General features: G+C 56.7%; 13 protein-coding genes and 3 pseudogenes. 9 read left to right on the top strand and 7 right to left on the bottom strand.

Annotated features, from left to right (window positions below; genetic code table 11):
• Window positions 1–249 precede the first annotated feature (249 nt).
• Window positions 250–2166, bottom strand: coding sequence for a ParB/RepB/Spo0J family partition protein (locus tag JOH52_RS34160; protein WP_017265663.1), 1917 nt, complete (start codon window positions 2164–2166; stop codon window positions 250–252).
• Between the two features lie 494 nt (window positions 2167–2660).
• On the opposite strand from JOH52_RS34160, the gene JOH52_RS34155 reads away from it, so the two are divergent.
• The gene (locus JOH52_RS34155; protein ID WP_017265661.1) at window positions 2661–3704 is read left to right on the top strand and encodes an IS110 family RNA-guided transposase; all 1044 of its coding nucleotides are present in this window, start codon (window positions 2661–2663) and stop codon (window positions 3702–3704) included.
• Between the two features lie 851 nt (window positions 3705–4555).
• Window positions 4556–5119 (top strand): ubiquinol-cytochrome c reductase iron-sulfur subunit, encoded by a 564-nt coding sequence (gene petA / locus JOH52_RS34150; RefSeq protein WP_017265660.1) that lies wholly within the window; start codon window positions 4556–4558, stop codon window positions 5117–5119.
• 12 nt (window positions 5120–5131) lie between these two features.
• Here petA and JOH52_RS35780 read toward each other — a convergent pair.
• From JOH52_RS35780 to JOH52_RS34140, 3 genes and pseudogenes are all read right to left on the bottom strand, one after another.
• Window positions 5132–5245: pseudogene (locus JOH52_RS35780) on the bottom strand (L,D-transpeptidase); the annotation flags it as partial.
• Window positions 5199–7130 (bottom strand): annotated as a pseudogene (locus tag JOH52_RS36410) (recombinase family protein). The pseudogenes JOH52_RS36410 and JOH52_RS35780, both read right to left, overlap by 47 nt.
• Window positions 7117–7299, bottom strand: a complete 183-nt coding sequence (locus tag JOH52_RS34140) for a hypothetical protein (protein ID WP_017265658.1) — start codon at window positions 7297–7299, stop codon at window positions 7117–7119. Before JOH52_RS34140 ends, JOH52_RS36410 begins: the two are co-directional and overlap by 14 nt.
• A 312-nt stretch (window positions 7300–7611) precedes the next feature.
• Between JOH52_RS34140 and JOH52_RS34135 the strand changes: the two are divergent.
• Window positions 7612–7839: pseudogene (locus tag JOH52_RS34135) on the top strand (transposase domain-containing protein); the annotation flags it as partial.
• Window positions 7839–8135 (top strand): hypothetical protein, encoded by a 297-nt coding sequence (locus JOH52_RS34130; protein ID WP_107010551.1) that lies wholly within the window; start codon window positions 7839–7841, stop codon window positions 8133–8135. The pseudogene JOH52_RS34135 and the gene JOH52_RS34130, both read left to right, overlap by 1 nt.
• A 224-nt stretch (window positions 8136–8359) precedes the next feature.
• On the opposite strand, the gene JOH52_RS34125 is transcribed toward JOH52_RS34130, so the two are convergent.
• Entirely contained in the window at window positions 8360–8524 is a 165-nt protein-coding gene (locus JOH52_RS34125) for a hypothetical protein (RefSeq protein ID WP_234837086.1), read from the bottom strand.
• Window positions 8525–8708: 184 nt separating this feature from the next.
• Between JOH52_RS34125 and JOH52_RS36070 the strand changes: the two genes are divergently transcribed.
• Window positions 8709–8837, top strand: a complete 129-nt coding sequence (locus JOH52_RS36070) for a hypothetical protein (RefSeq protein WP_273545388.1) — start codon at window positions 8709–8711, stop codon at window positions 8835–8837.
• 187 nt (window positions 8838–9024) lie between these two features.
• Here the strand turns inward: JOH52_RS36070 and JOH52_RS34120 are convergent, their stop codons facing one another.
• On the bottom strand, window positions 9025–9645 hold the full coding sequence (locus tag JOH52_RS34120) for a LysE family translocator (RefSeq protein ID WP_017266457.1): 621 nt from the start codon (window positions 9643–9645) through the stop codon (window positions 9025–9027).
• 38 nt (window positions 9646–9683) lie between these two features.
• Window positions 9684–11063 (bottom strand): aminotransferase-like domain-containing protein, encoded by a 1380-nt coding sequence (locus JOH52_RS34115; protein WP_017266456.1) that lies wholly within the window; start codon window positions 11061–11063, stop codon window positions 9684–9686.
• Window positions 11064–11255: 192 nt separating this feature from the next.
• Here JOH52_RS34115 and JOH52_RS35760 point away from each other — a divergent pair, with 192 nt between their 5' ends.
• The 4 genes from JOH52_RS35760 to JOH52_RS34100 are packed head-to-tail and all read left to right on the top strand — an operon-like array spanning window position 11256 to window position 15620.
• Entirely contained in the window at window positions 11256–12365 is a 1110-nt protein-coding gene (locus JOH52_RS35760; RefSeq protein WP_017266455.1) for a 2-aminoethylphosphonate aminotransferase, read from the top strand.
• 30 nt (window positions 12366–12395) lie between these two features.
• A complete protein-coding gene (locus tag JOH52_RS35755; protein ID WP_017266454.1) occupies window positions 12396–13730 on the top strand; it encodes an O-acetylhomoserine aminocarboxypropyltransferase/cysteine synthase family protein in 1335 nt (444 codons plus the stop codon).
• Window positions 13678–14826, top strand: coding sequence for a fatty acid desaturase family protein (locus JOH52_RS34105; RefSeq protein WP_234837085.1), 1149 nt, complete (start codon window positions 13678–13680; stop codon window positions 14824–14826). Before JOH52_RS35755 ends, JOH52_RS34105 begins: the two co-directional genes overlap by 53 nt.
• A gap of 5 nt (window positions 14827–14831) precedes the next feature.
• Window positions 14832–15620 carry a gamma-glutamyl-gamma-aminobutyrate hydrolase family protein gene (locus tag JOH52_RS34100; RefSeq protein ID WP_080590389.1) on the top strand — a complete coding sequence of 263 codons (789 nt, stop codon included), beginning with the start codon at window positions 14832–14834 and terminating at the stop codon, window positions 15618–15620.
• Window positions 15621–16005 lie beyond the last annotated feature (385 nt).

The raw sequence follows: 16005 nt of genomic DNA, 5'->3' as shown, positions 1-16005 counted from the left end.
TCTTGGCAGCTTGCGGCATTTTTGCTGATTTTAGAACGCCGGCTTTGGGCCGCAAGGCTGAAGCATTTTGATGCAAAAGAGTTCCTGGAACGTAGGAAATCTGGGGGGAAGGGGAGTTTGAGGGGAGGGGGAATCGGGCCTCCCCTCAATATGATTGTGGGCCAGGTCGATCCTGGCCCACAATCAGCGGCGTCGTGCAGCGGGAAGGGCCGATCACGCGGGAGGAACGTGACCGGCCCGCGACTGATGTTACTCAGCCGCTTGGGGGACCTGTTCGTCTTTGGCGATGCTCTCGGCTTGAAGCTCCCGTTCCGCCTCGGCGGGGGCTACACGAACCGGGGCCGGTATCCAGCCGGTTCCGGCAACAAGGCGATCTGCGATCATGACGGCTTCGGACTTTTTGGCGGCGGCTCTCACCGACAATTCCGCGTCACTGCCTCTCGCCTCGGCCACCGAAAGTTCGATGGTCGTGCGGTTGACGTGCTTGAAATAGCTGTCGCCGGTCGTTTCGAACCAATCCGGCATGTGCACTTTGAGCGCTCGGCCAAGCTGATTCGCCTGCTCGATGCCCTTCTTGCGGTCCGTAAACTTCTTCTCCACCGCATTGACCGAGTGGGCCGCGGCGAAGGCCAGAAGCGACAGCACCATGTCTTGCGGCTGCTCTAACAGCCAGTCGAACAGATCGGCAGGGTTTCCCGGCAGGTGATGGCTGTAGTTCTCCGCAAGATCGTTGAAGGCGGAAAGACCCTTGCAGCTTTCCGCGTTCTTCATCGACGGCTCCAACCGTTCGTGCGTGAGCGACAACTGTAGGGCGCTCTGCTCCGAATTGTACGGATAGGCCACGCGCAGCAGCATCGCATGAACGACGACAACAAGCGCCACGTCCGGATTATTCGCCAGTTCGATCCGCAAGGCGGCGGTCTTGTGGGCCGTCAGGTCCTCGATCAGCGCGGCGGAATGGCTTATCGTTGGTACTTTGGGCTTTGCCGCGCTGCTGGCGCTCGGCAAGCCTTCGCGTTCCTCGTCCTCGCCGACTGCCTCCGGCTTCACAAAACCGCGCTCGATGGCAAGCCGTCCGTAATAGTCGAGGAAGACGAAGGTTCCCGCCTGTTCCAACGCCTCCGGGCTATAGGCTTCCGATCGGGCATTGAGAGTGTCGATCCGCTTTTCGACGTCAGACAGCTTCGCCTCTGCCTCGTCGTCGGCCATGCCGCTTTCGGTCAACTCGGCAAGCTCGTCATATTCCGCCTGTGCGGCATCGAGCGCAGCCTGATCTTGCTCGGAAAGAGGAAGAGCCTCGGGATAGTGGCGCTTCATCGCATGATAACCAGCGGGGGCCGTGGCGGAGCACTCGACCCATTTCCAGCCTTCGGCACGAACGGCCGCGGCGGCCGTCTCGAGCTTTTCCGCCACGAGTTTTCCGACCAAGGCAACGTCCATCGCGTAACCGGCGTTTCGCTCGTCAAAAAGCTCGCGCTGAACCTGTCCACCGGCTTCCTTGTAAGCCTCCAGTCCGCCGATGAACTGCACACGCTTATCGGTCGCGGGAATCATTTCCTCGGTCAGCGCTCGCCGGATCGAATGAGGGTCGCGGTTCCAAGAAGGAAGCGAGTTCCAAACGGTCATCTGCCTTTCGTGATCATCGCTGACCGTGAAGGCCGATAGCTGCGCGAAGCTCATGTCGTCGTCGCGGAACTGCTGCAAAAGGATCGGCGAAACGCGGGCGAGAGCCAGCCGCTTACGGACAATGGTTTCGGTCGTGCCGAACCGCGCGGCAATATCGGCAATGTCCTTTCCCTGCTTGGCTAATGCGTCAAATGCCTCGTACTGGTCAACCGGGTGCATTTCCTCGCGCATGACGTTCTCTGCGAGGCTGATTTCCGTGGCGATCTCCCCTTCGCGTTCCTTGCACTCGACGGGGTAATCCTTGGCGATCTCGCCCGCCTCCGCCAACAGCTTGAGCGCAACCAATCGGCGGCCGCCAGCGACGACGAAATAGCGGCCCTTCTTGTCGCCCTTGCGAACAACGACGTTCTGCAGAAGCCGGTAGCCGTCGGCTCGAATGTTTGCCGCCAGCGCCTCGATGCCCTCGGCGCTGTAGGTCTTGCGCACGTTCATCGGATCGGCGTCCAGCTTGCTCAATGCAACGGTGATGATGTCAGTCATGATGGTTCCCTTTTCCCTATTCCCGCGAAGCGGCCTCATGCCCGAAGGGGCAGGAGCCCCGCTCCTGCTCCCCGAGCTCGCGCGGAGCAGCGGGGGAGAGGGGGGCAAGGGGACAAATCGGAGGGGGATCACCCGCCCGAAGGGGCGACGCAAATCCGCCTCGAGCGGGTCCGCGTCGATCCTGCACGGAGCGAGCTAAAGGCGAGCGGAGGAAGGACGGGGAGACCGATTTTCCCCTTGCAGGGGAGAGGGGGCAGCGCGCCCTTTCCCCACTGAAGCAAACAAATGCGCATACAAGACGTAGGCGCAGCCGAAGCCAGTTCGCGCACCGCTTGACCGGTTAAAAGGGCAGCCGCAGGAGGTTTAGCATAGATGGGGTAATCGGCTTCGTGCCCCATCTTCGCCGACCGGAAGGAAGGTGCTGCGCTCCGAGCTGATGATAAAACGTGGTCTGTTCGTAACAGCCACAAGCATCAGAAAGAGGAAGCGCAGCCATGCAACATTACGCCGGCCTCGACGTCTCTGTCAAAGAAACGAGCGTCTGTATTGTCGATGCAAGCGGAAGGACCTGCCAAGAGAAAAAGGTGGTGTCTCACCCGGAAGATTTAGTCACTATCCTGAGCAATCCCGCACTCAGCTTGGAGCGTATTGGCCTGGAGGCGGGACCAATGTCCCAATGGCTTTTCGACGGACTGGCGAAGGCCGGCCTCCCCGTATTCTGCATCGAGACGCGTCATACGAAGGGCTTCCTAAAAGCTTCGCAAACGAACAAAAGTGACCGCAACGACGCTCGCGGCATTGCGCACATGATGCGGGTCGGTCTTTTCAAGAATGTGCACGTGAAGACGCTCACAAGCCAGAAGCGTCGTGCCCTGCTGACGGCTCGCTCGCTGCTGCAGGAAAAGGCGATCGCGCTCGAGAACGATATGCGTGGGCTCCTGCGCAACTTCGGGCTTAAGGTCGGCGTGGTGTCCGTAGGGACGTTCGAGGAGAAGGTACGCGAGCTCGTTGAGGCGGACGCCGATCTGCTGGAGATCATGGAGCCTTTGCTCGCTGGACGGCGCAAACTGCGCGAGGAATTCGCCAAACTGGACAAGAAGGTTGTCCAGGAGGCGAAGCGTGATCTAGTTTGCAAGCGCCTGATGACAGTGCCCGGGGTTGGGCCAGTTGTCTCGTTAGCCTATGTCGCGACGATCGACATTCCCAGCCGGTTCCACAATTCGCGGTCGGTGGGAGCCGCTCTAGGCCTCACGCCGGTGCTCAACCAGTCCGGCGAAAGCAAAAGGATCGGCCATATCTCCCTATGCGGAGACGCGATGATGCGATCGCTTTTATATGAGGCGGCGCAGACGATGCTGACACGTTTGGTGAAATGGTGCTGGCTAAAAGCATGGGCAATGAACATTGCCAGGCGGCATGGCAGAAAGAAAGCCAACGTTGCATTGGCGCGCAGACTTGCGGTGGTGATGCATCGAATGTGGGTAGACGGCACAGAATTCCGGTGGACGCGGGAAGCGGCCGGCCCCATGGCCGTGTAAGAAAGTTGGGTCTCACGAAATCAGGGAAAGCATATTCAAAGTTCCGCCTCGCGGCGGAAGACGTCCTTCGCGGACGATGGTGATGTGAGTTCGTGCGCGGCGCTATACCGATGATATGTCGTCAGGTTGCAGCATAGATTGGACCACTTCATCTACTGAACCCCATGGTGGGAGGGCTGATTGCCGATCCCGGAGAGAAGCACGGGCCGCGAAGAAACGTCGAACGCCGCACCAAGTGGAAAGCTCGAAAAGCGCTTGACCTCGACCCGCCGATTAGAGAAGCGCCGCCCGAAGGCGGAAACCGGGACCGACTGCCCCCGGCAAGCGGTTCCATGTAAAACTCCGCCCTCTGGTGCCGGCGTTTCCCACAAGCCTCCGGTGCAAACCCTGCGGCGCTACCTGGCGGGCGCGGGTAGCCTTCGGCTGCTCCCCTCTCCTGAGGTGCGCTGCGGCCGCTTATGCCGGGCGTGCCGGCGCGGCTGGAAAACGAGATCAATTTGAGGCGACAGCTTCGGTCCGGTACATAGGGGTGAGCCGAATTACAGTGCCACAGGGACCGGACAGCGGCTCTGCAGGGCTAACCTGCTGTTTCAGGTCGCACTGACCACTTCAGCCGGGTTCGACGTTCGCATGGCAAAATCGCGGCCGGATGCTCAGATCAGGTTCAGGCCAAGACTCCGATTCCAATCCTTCTCATTTCCATTGCCTTGCACCTAGACGTATAATGCCTCGGTAGCAAAAGCGTCTCTTCCAGGAACTATTGTACTGGTCATCACGCTTTGGTACGGGCACGGCATCCACGTTTTTTTGGCGGGCAAGCTGAGCCAACCGGGGTAGGAAGGCACTATCCTGTGGCGAAAGACGAAACAGTCGAGCCAAGCAAACGTGATTTTCTCTACTTGGTGACAGCCATGGCCGGCGTCGTGGGTGTCGGGGCTGCCTCCTGGCCATTCATCGATCAGATGCGTCCTGACGCCTCGACGCTTGCGATGGCCTCCATCGAGGTTGACGTATCGTCTCTCGTCGAAGGTACGTCACTGACGGTCAAGTGGAGAGGTCGGCCAGTCTTCATTCGCAACCGCACCCAGCAAGAGATCGAGACGGCCTGGGCGGCTGCACTTGCTGATCTTAAGGATCCGCTGGCGCGCAACGCCAACCTTGTCGATGACCAGCCCGCAACCGATCTTGCCCGCTCTGCCGGGGAGGGGAGGGAGAACTGGATTGTCATGATCGGAGTCTGCACGCACCTGGGCTGCGTGCCGCTTGGACAGGCGGGTGACTTCGGCGGCTGGTTCTGCCCCTGTCACGGGTCGCACTACGACACCGCGGGTCGCGTCCGCAAGGGACCCGCACCTGAGAACCTTGCAATTCCCAGCTTCGAGTTCATCTCCGAAACAGTCGTTCGCATCGGATAATACTGCACCAGTCTACGAGCGGTCTGGTTTGTCGTTCGACAGGTCGGTCACGAGAATCGGGGTTCCGTCCGGCACCCGTTCAAAAAGGTCGATAACATCCTGGTTGATCATTCGGACGCAGGCTGCGAATGCGATGAGCGGTGACGTTGCTGGCCTTGGCAGCTTCGGTCAGCGTCAGCCATTCTCCGTCTTTCTCCGCTGATTTATAGGCATGAACTCCACGCACGCGCCGGATCGAGCCGACGCGCTTTGCCGTCCAGCTCTTGCCTTGGGCAGTCGGCAATCCCATCCGATTTAAGGTCGCTGCGATGTGCTCATCAGACCAGCGGCTTGCCATACTCTCGATGATGGCCAAGGCATCATCGGACGTGACACATTCATGTTCACCGGATTGTGGTTTGCGCAAGCGGAGGGTGGAATGTCGACCGCCCTTCCAATGGATCGTCAGCACGATCTCGCAGTCAGCCTCATCAATGTTGACGGTAATGTCGTTTATAAGCGCGCGCACCAACTGCTGGCGCGTTCGCATCGTCACGCTGGACGATGACCAGGCTGCATCGAGATCTTCGGCAAGGCCGGTAAAATCGGGCGTGGGTGTCGCCGAGTTGTCCGTCTTGATATCGTCCAGTCGAGCTTCGTACTCGCTGACGCGGCGTAGTGATGTCTCCCAGTTCTTCTCGAGCTGGGCGGCAATCAGGCGATTATCCGGATCGCACGCCGCATAGCGTCGCTCGGCGAGCGATGCTTCGTAACGAGCTTGTTGCAACTCGAGTTCGAGAATGCGCTGTTGTTCACGTTGAGTTTCCATGTGGGTCCGCTCTGCAACAAGCGCTGCCTGAATTGCAATCGGTTGAACGACCCTCATCAACTCACGCGCAATCGCCGACTCGCTGGCCGCCAAAACACATACACCGTGGTAATCCGTGCGCCGTCCGGCCGATGCATTGGTAGACAGGATAAGGGTAACGCCCTCGATAGGCTACCCTCAACCGATGCCCGCATTGGCCGCAGGTCATCAATCCGATCAACAGGGAGCGGCCGCCTCGCCCTGACTTGGCTCCATCGCGCTGACCGTATGCATTGATGGCAAGTTGCTTCTGATTGCGTTCGTATATTCCCCAGTCGATATAACCTTCATGGTCATCCTTCAAAAGAACATCATATTCGTCGAGTGGCCGGATGTGGCCGTACGTCTTGTGAGCGCGGCCATCGACGACTGCGGTTCGGCTCTTGCTTTTGCCATAGGCGTAAGCTCCAGCATAAAACGGGTTCTTCAGTACCGAGATCACATTGCGATAGCGGATTGGCGTCCAATCGAGCGCCGTCAGTTTCCTGCCATCCGAAGGGCGGGGAAAATGCATTCCTTCACGATGCAGCGCCAGATGGGTCTGACGAGCGCTTCCCAGTTGGCGAAAACGGCTGAATATCTGCCGCACTGCTTCCTGGACGCGAGCGTCAGGATCCAGCCCAAGACCGATCTCGCGATGCCAGATATAGCCAATCGGCACGCCGATGCGCAGTTCTCCTCGTCGTGCTTTGGACCGGACGGCTTCGTACATGCGCGTTCGTAGAATATTTAACTCGAATTCGCTGATGCTTCCCTTCATGCCCAACAACAGCCTGTCGTTCGGACGGCAAGGATTGTAAACACCGTCGAGATCGATCACCCGCGCTTCAACCAAGCCACACAGTTCCAACAGGTGATGCCAGTCGCGGCCGTTCGCGCGAGACGGGAAGCGTCGAGACAAAGGATGGCGCCGACGTCACCAGCACACAGCCAGGCCACCAGCTTGTCGAACCCCGGTCGCGCAACTGTTCCGCTTGCCGAGCGGCCAAGATCGTCATCGATGACCTCGACATCTCGAAATCCACGCCGTCGCGCTTCCTCGACAAGTTCGTACTGGCGTCTTTGGCTCTCGCGATTGAGTTGCACCTGCGCAGGTGTGGACTGACGGACATAAACCACGGCCTTACGCTTCAAAAGCGATGCGGGAAGATCAACGTGCGTCATCGCTGTCCTCCGTGATCGTCGTCCCGCCCGCCTGCAGGATCAATTGCGCAAGGCGCAAAATCATTGCTTGTCGTTCCACGGCGCTCATCCGCGTCAGCTCGGGCGTTTCCAACGTCATGCTGAGCTGGCAGGGTTGTTTTACGATGGCGTGGTGCTGTCGCGCTTTCATCACATGCCTCCTCGATAACAGTTGCGTCATCCGAAAAGACTTGCCTGAGTCCATGATCCTTGAGTACCCGGTCAAGGTCCATCAGCGCTCGTAACGATACCTGCGGCTCTCCCAACTTCATTGCGGCACAGATCGCGCGGTCGAACATCCACCGCTCCACGGCCGTCGTCACTCCAGGTTCGTGCTCAACAACGACGAGGTCGGATCCGCGGCGTTGCTCCCCGTAATAACGGCGGACAAACCGACCATACAGCGCGTGCCAGCGGTAATGGATCTCGACTTCTTCCCCGATATGGGCAGAATGTTCGGTAGATTGCCACCGGCAGGAAGAGTTGGCTCTTCGCTGACGCTGACACCGGCGCGGAGACATTGGCACGTGCCATGACGATAATCGAGACGGCCAAGATGAACGGCATCGATCCGCAGGCCTATCTGGCCGACGTGCTCGACCGCATTCACGATCACAAGATCAATAGGCTCGACGAACTGCTGCCGTGGAACTGGGCACCTGTGGCAATCATCTGCGCCGAGGCCGCCTGATGGCCACCATCACCCATGCCTTCACCATCAACCATGTCGCCGAAATGCTCGGCGAAGACCGGGAACTCCTGGAGGCGATCGTCAGCAATTCCGACAATTTGACCTATGGAAGTATCATCAGCGTCGTACACGGTGACGATGAGACAATCACCGCACTGACCGACGATGGCATCGATGAGCTGAGGCAAATGCTTGCCGATGCGCGCCGTTCGCCTGAAGCCTGGAACGACTTCCTCGACTGCTTCGTCGACGACGAAGAAGTCATCGCTCGCGTCAAGGCGAAATCTCCGCGGTAACAATCGGCCGGTTACGAGGGATCGACTGCCCCCGGGGCTTGCGCTCCGTTCTTCACGGGCCGGCGGAAAGTTTCGAGGGGAGGGGCGCCAGGGGCACCCATCACACCTGTCGCGTGCCGCTCGATGCGGCCATAGACAGGCTCCCGGCGTGAACGGCGCATGGTCATCGTCTTGATGGATGCGGAGATGCGCCGCCTTTCGCAGCGGCGCTTCTGCAACCCCGCTCACGAGTTCAAAGCGGCCATCCGCTCGCCGAGCAGCCATAGCGCTTCGTTGAGCTTGATATCCTGATCGATGCCGTTGACGGCGCGGGATTTGACGCGGCGCGGTCTGCCGAGATCGTCATGGCCGAGCCCGCGCAGGCCACCCTTGACAGCATTTTCCTGCACCACGTTCCAAACTGCAAATTCCGAGGAAATCCGCCCCCTGATTCCGAAATGATCTCGCCCCCCAATTCCGAGAAATAGTCGCCCCCTGCTTCCAAGATGATGCCGCCCCCTTCGGACGGCGTCTGGCGTGTGTGTTCTGCTGGTGTGAAGTTTCTTCCTTCGACAGTGACGAGGAAGGAACGGGATGCCTGCGGAGAGACTGGAGATGCGGCGTGTCCGCGAGATCGAGATATTGAGATATCGTTTCGAACAAGGACTTGGCCACAAGTCGATTGCGGTCAGGGTTGGCGCATGTTTCGCGGAAAGCCGGTGACAAGCACCGATTCCACGACGAGCTTATGGTGAGCACCCAAGAGCTCCGGATATACACTCCAGATGGTCGCCTGCCGACGATGTACCTGTGCCATCTACACCCCCCGTAAGCCCCACCGCAAGAGTAATCATCATACCGAGACCCGCCAAAGGGCATCCCATCAGTTCAAACAGCGCCTTGTCACTCTTCATAGCCGCTCGGAGAGCAATTTGATGCCGAAGCCGATCAACAGCGTGCCTACGAAACGGTCGATCCATGCCCCGGATGTTCTGTAGACCGCCTGGGCGGGTGGGCTAGACATAAGCATGGTGACAAAACTGTACCACAGCATTTCAAGAATGAATCCACCGGTCAGTACCGTGAGTTTTACGGAGATAGCTGCGTCTGGGGGTATTGAAACGGCATAAAGCCCAAGGAAGAACGCAATGCCCTTCGGGTTGGTCAATTCCACCAGCGTGCCCATGCGCAGACCCGACGAGAACGTGCCGCCCGAAAGTTTTGAGCTGTCGCCCCGCGAGGAGGAGGCAAACAAGTTACTTACGCCCAGATAGACAAGATAGGCTCCCCCTAGAACTTGGATGGCGGTGGCAAGCCAATCCACACGCACGATCAGGACGGCGAGTCCCGTCATCGACAGGACCGCGTAGAAGGTCGCGGCAAGGGAAAGGCCGAGAGTCGCCCCAAAAGCTGACGGAAGAGCACCTGAAATCGACAGCCGGGAAACTAGTGCGAAATTCGGACCCGGGCTGATTATTATCCCAGCATACAAGCCCAAGGTTGTTAAAACGATCCACGTATTGTCCTGCATCGGTACCCTATCCGAACATCTCCTAGCCCGGCTCCCTGTTACACATAAGATCTATGCGGCTGCTGCCGCCGGCCGCAGTTCATGAGAATTAATGAGAGTTTCTCGAGAGCTGCTTTGAGGTCAGAAAGTTCTGGTCCTCCAACGCATAGCCTGATGCCACCGTCACCACCATCCGGCGCAACGGCAGTGGCTGATGGCGGCGTCACGAGAATGCCGACGGCCTGGCTTGCAGTCACGAAACTGTCTGCAGTTCCAAGCTCCATCGGGAGCCAGATATGGAAACCCTCGTACTCTGGGAATATTGCTGCGTCTCCGAGCTGGGATTTGGCCAACTCCAATCTTCTTGAAGATTCGGCTCCAATCGATCTGCGGACGGATTCAGCTGTACCGTTTACGAGCCATTCGGCCATCACGGCGCAAGAAAATGGTGACACCATCGATGATGTAGCCGACAGCACCACTTCGGCTTGGCCGACAAAACAAGCCGGAGCAACCAAGGAGCCTATGCGCAAACCCGGACTAACCGTCTTTGATAGGCTGTTGACGTAGAAAGTTCGCTCAGGCGCCAGCATTGCTAAGGGCGAAAGACCGGTCGATCCGAGGGAATATACATCGTCTTCGATGATCATTACATCGTGCTTCCGGCACACGCTCACAATATCTCTTCGGCGACTTTCTCCCATGGTCACCGTCGTAGGATTCTGCAGGGTAGGCGTTACATAAACAACGGCCCTCTTATTTTCGCCTCCTGCTCGCCGCAATACTCGATCGAGCGCATCGGGCCGCATTCCTTCACGATCAATTTTCACGCCTCTAAGACAATGACCGTTGTGTCGGGCAAATGAGATTGCGCCGGGGTACGTCTGCGCTTCGGTGAGGATGATCCCATTTGCCTCGCTTGTCACGGAGAACGCAACGGTCAAAGCCTGCTGGGCTCCGTTGCACAGGAGGAGTTGGTCTACCTTCGCCAACATACCGAGCCCCGCAAGCCACTGAACCATCTGTCTGCGGTGCTCGGCGTGGCCTCCGTCAGGCGGATATTGAGTAAACAGATCAGAGTTGATGTTCCGTGCGATACTGGTCAATGTCTTCGAGAGCATGCGTTCACTGAGGAGACGCGGCGGCGTGTTAACACTCAGATCGATGACGGGTTCGCTCGTTGCCGGTAGGGCAGCCACAAAGGTGCCCCGCCCTTTTTCACTCCGTATTAGCCCTCGACGCTCAAGCACGGCATACGCTTTTGTCACCGTACCCACCCCGATGCTCAGCTGGTAAGCAACATCCCGATGCGGCGGTAGACGGTCATTTCCTTCGAGCCTGCCTTCAATGATGTCATGTGCCAAGGCATTCACCAGCCGTTCTGATGGTGGGGCGTCCATGGCTACGAGATACGGGTTCCACGGGGATTTGAGAAGCATGCCATCTCCCTATTTAGTGTCACGTGACACTATTATCATAGCCTCTGTAGTGTCTCATGCATAACCTAGTTGTGCAATGCAACGCCGCTGCCGTAAGGGCAGGGGGGCCTGCGATTAGCACCCTGCCCACATGGAGAGTTCCAAGGCAGATTTAGGCGAAGCGCATCATGTCCCAAAGGGAGGATTTTGACGATGCAAGAGAGATACCTTTTCACCCCCGGCCCCTTGAGTCTGTCCTCTACCGTAAGGGATTCCATGAGACTGGATTTGGCCTCAAGAGATTCGGCTTTCAAGCAAGTTACACAACAACTGCGAGACCGTTTGTTGCTCGTCTCTGGCGGGCAGGCATCACATTCTACCGTCCCGATTCAAGGAAGCGGCACCTTCGCGATGGAAGCAGCCCTTGTCACATTTACCGGCAAGCGAGACAAAGTCCTCGTTTGTATCAACGGAATTTATGGGGAGCGCATCGCGAAAATTCTTGCGAAGAGCGGCATCAACTTCGAAGCGCTTCGGTTTCCCGCAACGCTACCGATAGACGTGGCCACAATAGAGCGCATGGCAAACCTGGACGAGGGTTTTACTCATATCTGTTTCGTCCACTGTGAGACGACAACGGGCATTGTCAATCCCGTGCGCAGTCTCGTGGAGACGGGGCGTCGCCACGGCCTCGTAACGATTGTTGACGCAATGAGTTCTTTCGGAGGGCTCCCTATCGACGTCGAAGTTGATGGCATCGACGTCCTTGTTTCCTCAGGCAACAAATGCATTGAAGCTCCGGCGGGAGTCGCTTTCGCCCTAATATCCAATCGCTTGCTTGTCGGAGGCGTATCTCACGCCAGCTCCTATTGCCTCGACATATTGGATCAGTGGCAGAACTTTGAACAATACGGGGAATGGCGCACAACTCCTCCGACCCATGTTGTTCAGGCTTTCAATAAAGCGCTCGAAGAGCTTCTCGAAGAGGGTCTTGTCTCAAGGAACAGGCGGTACTGCAGAATCCGTGACAAGATATTGAGCGGCATGACTGCGCTCGGTTTCGAAACCGTTGTCCCACAAGATTGCCAGTCGCCCATCTGTTTAGCGTTCCGGTCGGCAGAATTCGTTCCCGACAAACCCGCTTTTGAGAGCTACTACGATCATCTCGCAGCGAATGACGTCTATATCTACGCGAAGCTCCACGATCAGACCGGCACGTTTCGTATTGGATGCATAGGTCAAATAGAGGACGCCTGGATCGACAAGCTCATCGGTGTTACGGCCGAGTATTTCGACATTTCACATTCAATTTTAGCTGCATAGTCTGCCGCAAGCCAATTCAGGAACATTGAAATGTCTAAGAAATTCGACAAGTCGGAGCATTGGGCGCACCCAGCCACAGCCGCCCTTCATGCCGGGTTCAGAAATGACCCCTCTACGAAAGCTGTTTGCGTACCAATCTATCAGAATACGGCCTATGAATTGGAGGGTGACCTTTCCAAGATCGCGAATGTCTACAATGTCAAAGAGGACGGCTACACTTATACCCGCATCATCAATCCCACGACCAGAGCGCTTGAGAGGCGCTTCGCAGCTGTTGACAATGCGACAGACAGCCTGGCCGTCGCATCCGGGCAAGCCGCGACTTTCATCGCCTTGGCCAATCTCTGTAGTGGCAGGCCAGGTGACAACATTGTGGCGTCGCCCTTCCTCTACGGAAACTCCTGGAATCTTCTCCATAACACCTTTCGAAGGTTCGGGATTGAAACCAGAACAGCCGAGAATTCCGACCCCGCTGCATTCGAAAGGCAGATAGATGATCGCACAATTTGCCTATTCGGGGAGTGCATCTCTAATCCAATCCTAGACCCCCTACCTCTCCGGAGTTTGGTGGAGATTGGAAGAAGGAGAGGTGTTCCCGTAGTGGTGGACAACACCACTACACCGCTCGTCTGTCGACCCGCAAAATTAGGTGCAGATATGGCCATCTATTCCGCGACCAAATACGTGTGCGGGCACGGAACAACTCTTGGAGGGATAATCTCTGACTACGGCAGCTTCCCCTTTCAACAGCATCCGGAAAGCTTTCCTTTGTTCTCAAATCCAGATGAAGCACACGGCGGTATCCTTTGGCACGAGGCGGTGCGGGAAGTCCAAGAGCTCGGGAAGAGTGCGACACTGTTAAAGGCCCGGATGACGTGGCTTCGTGATGTTGGTGCCTGCGCCAGCCCATTCAACAGTTTTCAACTTCTCCAAGGACTTGAGACACTACACCTACGGATGCGGCAACATTGCGAAAACGCCCAAACAGTTGCTGAAATGCTCCGGAACCACCCCAAGGTAGCCAAAGTAACCTATCCGTTGTTTTTTACGGGGCAGAAGAAAGAACTCGCGGACGATCTATTCGACAGAAGTTACGGGTACGGGGCTATGCTCATGTTCGAGGTAGGAGACGCACGTAACGGCCGCACCCTAATTGAAAACATTGACTTGCTCTATCACGTCTCGAATGTCGGGGACGCCCGCACCCTCATCACACATCCGGTCTCGACAACCCATACAACGGTTCCTCGAGATAAGCGAATCGCGGCCGGCATCACTGACGGAACTATCCGGCTGTGCGTGGGGCTTGAGCATGCAGACGACATTATCGGCGACCTGGAAAAGGCTCTGTCCGCCATATATTGATTTCAGTCCAGAAAATCCCGAGGAAACTATGACCGTTCAAGACGTTTGGCCTCTGAAGGCCTCCCATTTCCAAAGCGTCCGCTTTCCCTCCGACATAAAGAGATCGCTCGCGGCATTGCGCACCGATAATTTCACGGGAGCACTTTATATTGCCAAAGACTACATTATTATCCTTGCATTTGGGGCACTTGCATCCGAGGTATCGTGGTGGTTCTACCCTCTTGCAGTCCTGTTCATTGGCGCGCACCAGCGCGGTTTGACTACAATAGCACACGACGCTGCACACAAGACACTGGCGAGAAATGCGACGCTGAATTACGTTCTTGGTATCCTGTTCGCTGCCTATCCGCTGTTCCAGCGGCATTGGGCCTACCGGATTTCACACGTCCATCTGCACCACCCGCACTTAGGTGATCCGGAGAAGGATCCAGATCTCAAATTTTTCCTGGAGACCGGAGTGTATGACGTACGCCACCCCAATAGATATATCTGGGATATTGTTGTTTTACCCCTACTCGGAGGGGCAACATCTGCCTATTTAAAATACCTCTTCAAATCCCGGTTCAGCATCGGCGGAGCTGGAAGTGCTGACGTCGACAAGACTGGGATTTTAGTTGATACATGGGGTTTCGCAGGGTTCTGGATTACTGTTCTCGGGACATCGATAGCCTTCGGCTTTTTTGACGAACTTATCCTATTCTGGATCATTCCTTATCTGACGACATTCCAAGTCATCGGCTGGTTCACCGAGATAGCCGAGCATTCACCGATGTGTGAAGTCGAAAACAAGAACTTGTACCTAACGAGGAACCGGAAAGGCAATCTTTTGGAGCGTATGCTGTTCGGCGTAAATCTAGACGAATATCACCTCGAGCATCATCTTTCACCTGGCATACCGTTCTGGCTGCTCAAGAAGGCGCAGGAAATTCGGATGGCAGATCCCGAGTTCCGCGAAGTGTCAACGACATGGGGTGGCCTATTTTGTAAGGGACCCAAAGGACAGCCAAGTGTCATATCCCAACTGATCGAGCGCAACGCGAGGCTGTATGAAGCCGAACAGCAGAACAGACCTGCTGCCACAGGGAGCGCCTTGTAGGAACAATGCCACTGGTTGGAGTCACCGCAAACCGCCTCGTCGAAGATGAGGTTCACCGGGAATGGGTTCGTAGGCGATACATAGATACGCTCGAGACATTTGCTAATGTTGAGATTGTAGTTCTGCCCACACAGTCTACTAACGATCGAGTAGGAATCCGGAAAATTGCTGATCGCCTCGACGGGTTTGTCCTTACCGGGGATGAATCGAACGTTAACCCGGATTACGTTTCCCAATCCAATGCTCGACGCCTTTTTTTGGCCGCAAGCGGCTATCGCAGAGGAGAAAGTGACCACTATAGAGACGTGATGGCAAGTGGTTTTCTTTCTGCTGCTCTTGAGAGAGGGCTTCCGATCCTTGGGATATGCCGGGGACTCCAAGAGATGAATGTCTTTTTCGGAGGAGCGCTTTTTGAAGACATTTCCAGCCGGAAGGACATGCTGCGCCACAGAGAGGATGTTTCGCTACCACGTGACCGGCAATACGATCCTGTTCATGACGTGATCATTCAACCTGGGGGAAAATTTGCGAGTATTTTCGGATGTGGCACAGTCATCAAGGTCAACTCCCTTCACAACCAAGGGATATCGTCTCTGGGGAATGGCCTCACTTGTGAGGCGGTCGCCCCTGATGGGCTGATCGAAGCTATTAGCGTGGCAAACGCTGACGCTTTACAATTGGCGGTGCAATGGCATCCAGAGTGGCATGCCGCAGAGGATCCCCACTCCAAGAGACTATTCGGTGCATTTGGAAAAGCATGTGCGGACTACCGTTCAAAGCGGCCCCGCCAATAACTAGGGTTCATCGCCTTGGGCGCAGCTTCACAAGGCGCAATTCTCAATGGGAAATTATTATGCGCCTCGCCGCCAGTTCCGCGTAGTGGAGTCAACACCAGCTTCGTTGGAGATTTGGACCTCGAAGAACGCAATCTTGGTCATGAGCTTCAGAGCTTGCCTTTACGGAAGGAGTGGCCGGCGATTGCGCCGAGGGCACGGAGGTGGCGGGTCGATGTCGTTGAGGATCCAGTGCAACTCCATGAGTTGTTCCACTCGCGTAATGCTAGAGCACGTCCACTTTAATTTGGGTCATATCCCGTCGCTGCGAAGTAGTTCGCACACTCTTGCGGGCGTGTCGCAAAGCGGTCGGCCGAACGCGTTGACCTGGGAAGGCCCCCTGCAA

Source organism: Sinorhizobium meliloti (genome assembly GCF_017876815.1).
Lineage (GTDB): Bacteria > Pseudomonadota > Alphaproteobacteria > Rhizobiales > Rhizobiaceae > Sinorhizobium > Sinorhizobium meliloti.
The sequence above is the reverse complement of the archived record's forward strand: the minus strand, read 5'-3'. Positions and strand labels throughout refer to the sequence as shown.

What these genes read in the sequence shown, in the direction of transcription:
- JOH52_RS34160 (WP_017265663.1), bottom strand. Translation starts at nt 2,166, where the DNA reads ATGACTGACATCATCACCGTTGCATTGAGCAAGCTGGACGCCGATCCG.
- JOH52_RS34155 (WP_017265661.1), top strand. Translation starts at nt 2,661, where the DNA reads ATGCAACATTACGCCGGCCTCGACGTCTCTGTCAAAGAAACGAGCGTC.
- JOH52_RS34140 (WP_017265658.1), bottom strand. Translation starts at nt 7,299, where the DNA reads ATGAAAGCGCGACAGCACCACGCCATCGTAAAACAACCCTGCCAGCTC.
- JOH52_RS34130 (WP_107010551.1), top strand. Translation starts at nt 7,839, where the DNA reads ATGGCCACCATCACCCATGCCTTCACCATCAACCATGTCGCCGAAATG.
- JOH52_RS36070 (WP_273545388.1), top strand. Translation starts at nt 8,709, where the DNA reads ATGCCTGCGGAGAGACTGGAGATGCGGCGTGTCCGCGAGATCGAGATA.
- JOH52_RS34120 (WP_017266457.1), bottom strand. Translation starts at nt 9,645, where the DNA reads ATGCAGGACAATACGTGGATCGTTTTAACAACCTTGGGCTTGTATGCT.
- JOH52_RS34115 (WP_017266456.1), bottom strand. Translation starts at nt 11,063, where the DNA reads ATGCTTCTCAAATCCCCGTGGAACCCGTATCTCGTAGCCATGGACGCC.
- JOH52_RS35760 (WP_017266455.1), top strand. Translation starts at nt 11,256, where the DNA reads ATGCAAGAGAGATACCTTTTCACCCCCGGCCCCTTGAGTCTGTCCTCT.
- JOH52_RS35755 (WP_017266454.1), top strand. Translation starts at nt 12,396, where the DNA reads ATGTCTAAGAAATTCGACAAGTCGGAGCATTGGGCGCACCCAGCCACA.
- JOH52_RS34105 (WP_234837085.1), top strand. Translation starts at nt 13,678, where the DNA reads ATGCAGACGACATTATCGGCGACCTGGAAAAGGCTCTGTCCGCCATAT.
- JOH52_RS34100 (WP_080590389.1), top strand. Translation starts at nt 14,832, where the DNA reads ATGCCACTGGTTGGAGTCACCGCAAACCGCCTCGTCGAAGATGAGGTT.